This window comes from Microbacterium sp. 13-71-7 (genome assembly GCF_002257455.1).
In the GTDB taxonomy this organism is placed as follows: Bacteria; Actinomycetota; Actinomycetes; order Actinomycetales; family Microbacteriaceae; genus Microbacterium.
In genome coordinates this window covers 22,690-29,047 of sequence record NZ_NCKN01000021.1, presented here as the reverse complement: position 1 = coordinate 29,047, position 6,358 = coordinate 22,690, and the positions used below count along the sequence as shown (strand labels likewise).

Below are 6,358 nucleotides of genomic sequence, written 5' to 3'. Positions count from 1 at the left end.
CGCTGGAGGACGCCGCGCGACTACTGGACGAGTCGAGCATCGGCAACGCCCTCAAAGCGGTGGTGCCCGTTCAGTACGGCCAGCCGATGGGCTTCGCGGACCTGCTGGATGCGGACAACGCGGAGTCAGCCGAGTTCCGCCGACGGCTGGAGAAGGCTGGAGAGCGCGGGAAAGCCGTCGTGGACCTGGCGATGGGTTTCGTGGACACCATCAACGGCGCCTCGATTCACGCCTGCGGCGTGGTCATCAGCGACCGCTACCTGCCTGACCTCATCCCACTGCGGGTGCACAAGAACGGACGCCTCGTCACCCAATGGGATTCGAAGGACGTGGAAGCGTTCGGTCTCATCAAGTTCGACATCCTGGCGCTGCGGAACCTCGACATCGCCCACACCGCCATGGAGTACATCGCGGAGACGACAGGGGAAACCCTCACGTTGGAGAGCATCCCGGAGCCCGGGGTGAAGGGCGACCCGAGGGTAGAGAGGGCATGGGCGCTACTGCGCGACGGGCGCATGGCCGGCATCTTCCAGATGGAATCGGACGGGATGACATCGCTGGCTCAGGACGTGCAGCCCGACAGCATCGAGGACCTCTCCGCCATCCTCGCCCTGTTTCGCCCCGGCCCGCTGTCCGCAGGCATGCCGGAGCACTACGGGCGTCGCAAGAGCGGGCGCGAGGACGTCGACTACGACCTCTACACGGACGACCTCGCCGAGCAGGAGGCGCTCGCATCCAAGCTCGGCAACACCTATGCCCTCACCATCTACCAGGAACAGGTCATGCAGCTGGGGACGGTCATCGCCGGTTTCGACACGATGATGCGCTCCAAGCTGCGCAAGGCCATCGGGAAGAAGAACAAGGCGCTGATGGAGGAGGTCCAGACCGCGTTCATGGAAGGCGCTGTGCAGGAGCACCGGGACATCGACGGTGCCCTTGTCTCCATGGCCTTTCAGCGTGAGACCGCCGAGCGCATCTGGGAGTACTTCAAGGGCAACGCCGAGTACCAGTTCAACAAGTCGCACTCCATGGCGTACGCATACCTGGCGTACTGGACGGCGTTCCTGAAAGCCAACTGGCCTGCAGCGTACGGTGCCGCGATTCTGGCGAACACGACCGACAAGGAGCGTCGCATCGAAGCCCTCCGGGGCTTGCCGGCAGAGGGCATCGCCATCCTGCCGCCAGACGTGAACCGCTCCGGTGAGCGCAGCCGCCCTGAAGGTGATTCGGCGGTGCGGCTCGGTCTGGGCGAGATTGCCGACATGGGAGCCGCAGGTGCCCGTGTTGCCCGTGAGCGCATGGAGTCCGGCGAGTTCCGAGACCTGTCCGACCTGGTTCGGCGTGTGCATATCGACGACCTGGGGAAGTCGATTCAGTCCAATCAAGTGCTCGCTCTGACGGAAGCGGGAGCCTTGGACGCTTTCGGCCCACGTTACGGTCTGGCGATGGTGGCCGGCTTGTCCGGGGAGTCGCTGCCAGCGGCCGTGCCAGACCTCGAATATGGCGTCATCGAACGTGCCGCCCGTGAAAGGTCACGTCTGGGTGTGAGCTTGGGCGCGCACCCCCTCACCGTCTTCCAGAATGAAGTGCGAGTGTGGCGGAAGGAGATTCTCAATCAGTACGGCGAGGTCATCTTCTCCGAGGGTGCCATCCCTGTTGGGGCTGTGCCTGCGGTCAACGGGGAGAACGTCACCGTCATCGGGGTCCTTTCCGCGTGGAAGGAAGACTCCTATCGCGGCGGCCGGAAGGTCGCGCTGACGCTGGAGGGCTCCCGGGACAGCATCGACGGGGTCATCTGGGACCGCGAGCTCACCGAACAGCGGACCATCGGATTCCCGCCCCTCGGGTGGGTTGTGGCCGTGACGGCACGGGTGCGCATCCGTGAGTTCGAGCAGGAGGACGAGGAAGGGAACATTCTCATCCGCACCGTTCGGCAGCTGACCGTGCAACGGGTGGACGTGGTGGACATCGACGACCCCGTGCATGGTGCCTTGAAGGCGGACGTGACCGTGCCGGCGTTCCCTGTGACCAGCGACCTTCCGTCAGTCCCCGCCGTGGACGTGCCGCAGGAAGCACTGCCGACGAGCGCCGCCGACAAGGAATCGGTTGCGCCCGCTGCGGTCACGATTGCGGACGTGCCCATGCTGCGTGTCCCACCTCGGGGGTACCGGCGCAAGTACGCCTCCGACCTGCGGGAAGCTGGCATCGACCCGGACGGGTTGGAATGGTCACCGCGTTTCCGGAGCCACATCAACGAGTTCATGCTCTCTCGTGACGGGGCAGTTGTGGCACGCATCGTGCACGTCACCTCGGCAGACGAGTAGAACGCGAACGTTCGCCCCACGGTACATGCGGGGCATGAACACCTTCGATGAGTCCGACATCCGGCGTGACGTCGTGGGACGTTTCGCCCCCAAATCCGCTTCCGCACCTGAGGTGAGTCTGGGGTCCAAGAGCACGGACGCGTTCATGAGCGCTCGGCGTGCCGCCCTGGAAGCGCACGGCTACCTGCCTGCACGGTCGCTGGCGAAAGCCGACCCATCCGGGGACATCAGCCCGGAACGTTGGTGGGCAGCTGCGGGCCTGACGGCCAGCAACGGCGACGGGTACACGGTCATGGGTCGCGGGGAGGGGAAGCTCCGCCGGTATGAGGGCAGTGAGGTGACGTTGCGGATGCCGTCAGTGGCGTCCATCGAAGCGTTCGCCCGGCAGACCGGGACGACGTTCGACATGCCTGTGGAGGCGGCAACTCCTCGCGGTCCGGTGACAGGGCATGTGCGGGTCACCCGCCACGAGGATGGGCGGTGGAGCGTGTCAGCGGTCGGTATGCCTCAGGCTGAGGGCGCGTACGCCGCCGAAGCGGTGAACGCCGTGCTGGAGACCCGGCGCCCATCGCTGGCGTTGCATGACATCAAGGACGTCCTGCAGCGCCGCCGCGAACGCATCGCCGCTGCCGGCGTGCGCCTTCGCCGTGTGGACGCCAGCAGTTGGATTACCGGCATCGGGTACAACGAGGCTGACGAGCAGCTGGTTGTGGAGATGAACGGCCGCACCTACGGCTACCACGTCTCCCGCGAGGCATACCAGGAGACGCTGGAAGCGCCGTCCGTCGGACGCGCCTACAACGCCTTCGTGAAAGGGCAGCCTCGATACGAGGTCGCCCAGTGCGAGCGATGCACCCGCTACTACAACGCGTCCAACACGCACCGTTGCGCATCCCAGCACGACACCGCACGGCCCCTGACGCACGCGTGATGTCGCCAGGCGGGTTGGAGGACCGCGCATAACGTGAGCATGACAACCAGCGTGCAACTCGACCGCGAGGCCCTCGTCGCCTTCATGCGAGGCGTGAACCCCATTCTCCATGAGCCGTTGAGCACTGCTGTGGCGGAGGAATGGGCGGACCGGTTCGAGGCGCAGTTCCGCGCCCGGACGGTCGAACCCGATGCCCGAGGTGCTCAGGATGCCGAGACCTTCACCGCATCGAACGGGGTTGTGGTGAGCGCGTCCCCTCGGGGTCTCTCCCTTCGAGACCGGAATGCCTCCAACTCCGAGTCGCGCATCATGACCATTCAGGCCCGGAAAGCGGAGGCACTCCGCGAGTACTTCGTCAAAGCTGCACCCAATCGACCGGCTGGCGGGTTTGTGGCCGCAGTGGCGACGTGGTTCGAGCGGCACAACGGCACGGACCTGTCCCCGAGCGACTGGTGGGCGCTCGAGACGTTCATCGACATCGCACAATCGACGACGGCCACAGGCGAGTCGGCTTGGGCCAACACCCTCAGCTATGCCGCGACGGCGCTCGAGGCGTCTGCCGACAACGGCGACCGTTACTGCGCTCGTCAGATTCGTGAGCACCTCGCCACGACAGGGGCAAGGAAATGAGCACCCTCACCCTGATGCTCGATGTTGAAACGCCGGGCGTCTCCGCAGACCCGCACTTCCGGCCCGACGACCGAATCCTGGAAGTCGCCGTCATCCTGGTCGATGAGGAGCTCACCGAACTTGGCCGGTTTGAGACCCTGGTTGAACCGCGCCGGCACGACATGGCCCGAATTGCGACAACACCGGTCGTCTACGAGATGCATCGCAAGAGCGGGCTCCTCGCCGAGCTCGTTTCCGGGCGCGGCCACCTCCCGTCGATGGAGGACGCCGAGAACGGCATCCTTGCGGTTATCGACGAGCACGCTGGACCCGACAGCACCATCTGCCTGGGCGGCTCCGGGGTTGCCCGATACGACCACCCCATCATCGAGACGCAGATGCCGCGGCTGGCGGCCAGGCTCGCGTACTGGGAGCAGGACGTGTCAAGCGCGCGTCGCCACTACATGCAGGTCACGGGTCAGCCCCTGGTGCCGCCCCTGCCGACGAAGGCGCACCGAGCCATGCTCGATATCGAGGATGACTTGCGGCACATGCGGGCGCTGAGGGACATCTACCGCGCCGCACAGCTCACGACCTCGGACCCTGTTGCGCGTGTGCTGACAGCGACGCGACTGGCTGAGGCCTTCCACTCGCACGACAGTTTCATCACCGCGGACGGTGTGGAGCTTGTCACCACGGACACCGCGGAGGTCGTTCGAAGCCTGCTGCACGGCTCGAGCCCACTGGACGTGGCGGCAGGGTTCATGGACGTCGTCGAGCAGTTGGCCGCTCAGGTGGCGGCGCAGAAGGGAACGACCGTGCCGGATGTGCTTGACGGGATTCGACGTCAAGCGCTGAGCATCCGCGCATAGGGGTAGGGACGCACGAACGGCGACAGCCGCCCGGGCAGATGCGCAAGGAGCAGTCCTCGCGCATAGAGGTAACGACAGGGGGCGCCGCCCCCGGTCAACGAACAAAGGACACGAAACTCATGGCAGAAGAAACCGTTATCACCGTGGTCGGCAACCTCACCGCGGACCCCGAACTGCGATTCACGCAGAACGGACTCCCGGTGGCGAACTTCACCATCGCTTCGACGCCGCGCACGTTCGACCGTCAGGCGAACGAGTGGAAGGACGGCGATGCGCTGTTCGTCCGTGCGTCTGTGTGGCGCGAGTTCGCCGAGCACGTGGCGGGCTCCCTCACGAAGGGTATGCGCGTCATCGCGAAGGGACGCCTCGTCCAGCGGAGCTACCAGGACCGTGACGGCAACAACCGTATCTCGGTCGAGCTCGAGGTCGACGAAATCGGCCCGTCGCTCCGCTACGCGACCGCCGTGGTGACGCGCGCGCAGACCGGCAACGGTCAGCAGAGCGCCCCTCAGGCGCAGGCCGCACCCGTCGAGCCGCAGCCGCAGGTCGCGCAGGCGCAGTCGGCCGCCCCGCAGGCGCAGGCCCCTCAGGGCGGGTTCAACCCGGACGACATGCAGTTCTGACGGCGGGCAGCGAAGGCCGGGAGGTTCGCTTCCCGGCCTTCGTCGTGCGCGTGATGAGTTCGCGCGCATAGGGGGTCGCATGGGAAAGAAACAGCCCCAGGTCATCCTCACCAGGACACCGCTCAGCACCCTTCGGTACCGGCTCACCACACGGACCGGGAAGGTGCTGACCGCGGCGGTGCTCATCGGCGCTGTCGTCGGTGCCGGCGTCTGGCAGGGGCCGAATGTTGTCCGGCAGGCGCAGGTATGGGTTGCGAGCATCAGCGACCGTGACGCCCTTCTCGCCGCCCAATCGCATCTCAGCGACCGTCTCGCCGAAGCGAAAGAGACCCTCGGTGCAGCGAAGACGCCCATCGTTTCCACCAACCGGCTCCAAACCGCCGTGGCCGAGTGCACGGACGTGCTCGGCGGGACCGTGCCAACCATGAACGACTGCAGCGCCCTGCTCGTCTACGAGCGCGGGATGTTCCAACGCGACCTCGACAGGTACGCGACGGCCTCGCACACCGCCTCGTATCTGAAGAAAGCTGCGGACGCGAAAGCCGCGGCCGATGAGGCCGCGGCGAAAGCAGCAGCAGCAGCTGCAGCCAAAGCCGCTGCGGATGCCGCCGCAGCACAGGCGGCCGCTCAAGCAGCTGCCGAGGAAGCTGCCCGGAATGCGCAGGGCGGGGGCGCCAGCGAGCCGGTCGACACGGGCGGTTCGAACTCTGGTGGCGGTGACTCCGGCGGCAATGGGGGAGGCGGCGGAGGCGGCGGGGCAAGCCTCAGTGACTCCGTCACATGCTCCGGCCCAGCGACCGTGACGGCAACCGCCAGCGGTGGCGGCACGGTTTCGGTCAGCATCTCCGGCCCGGGCTCCGGAAGCAACAGCGGTGGCGGCAGCACAAGCGTGACCGTCAGCGGCGGGCCGGGGACATACAGCATCTCGGCGTCGTCCTCCGGTGGGGGGCTGTCGCTGTCGCCGTCGTGGGCCGGGGCTTGCGGCTGACGTCCGGGAAC

General features: G+C 66.5%; 5 protein-coding genes and 1 pseudogene. All 6 read left to right on the top strand.

Features of this window, described 5'->3' with window-relative positions:
- Positions 1 to 2,324: pseudogene (locus B7X32_RS03755) on the top strand (hypothetical protein); the annotation flags it as partial.
- Between the two features lie 34 nt (positions 2,325 to 2,358).
- A complete protein-coding gene (locus B7X32_RS03750) occupies positions 2,359 to 3,255 on the top strand; it encodes a KTSC domain-containing protein (protein ID WP_292716246.1) in 897 nt (298 codons plus the stop codon).
- 39 nt (positions 3,256 to 3,294) lie between these two features.
- Positions 3,295 to 3,885, top strand: a complete 591-nt coding sequence (locus B7X32_RS03745; RefSeq protein ID WP_292716243.1) for a hypothetical protein — start codon at positions 3,295 to 3,297, stop codon at positions 3,883 to 3,885.
- Positions 3,882 to 4,736 carry a hypothetical protein gene (locus B7X32_RS03740; RefSeq protein WP_292716240.1) on the top strand — a complete coding sequence of 285 codons (855 nt, stop codon included), beginning with the start codon at positions 3,882 to 3,884 and terminating at the stop codon, positions 4,734 to 4,736. Before B7X32_RS03745 ends, B7X32_RS03740 begins: the two co-directional genes overlap by 4 nt.
- Before the next feature lie 119 nt (positions 4,737 to 4,855).
- Complete coding sequence (locus B7X32_RS03735; protein ID WP_292716237.1) at positions 4,856 to 5,359, top strand: single-stranded DNA-binding protein; 504 nt, start codon at positions 4,856 to 4,858, stop codon at positions 5,357 to 5,359.
- Between the two features lie 79 nt (positions 5,360 to 5,438).
- Positions 5,439 to 6,347 (top strand): hypothetical protein, encoded by a 909-nt coding sequence (locus B7X32_RS03730; protein WP_292716234.1) that lies wholly within the window; start codon positions 5,439 to 5,441, stop codon positions 6,345 to 6,347.
- The last annotated feature ends 11 nt before the right edge of the window (positions 6,348 to 6,358 follow it).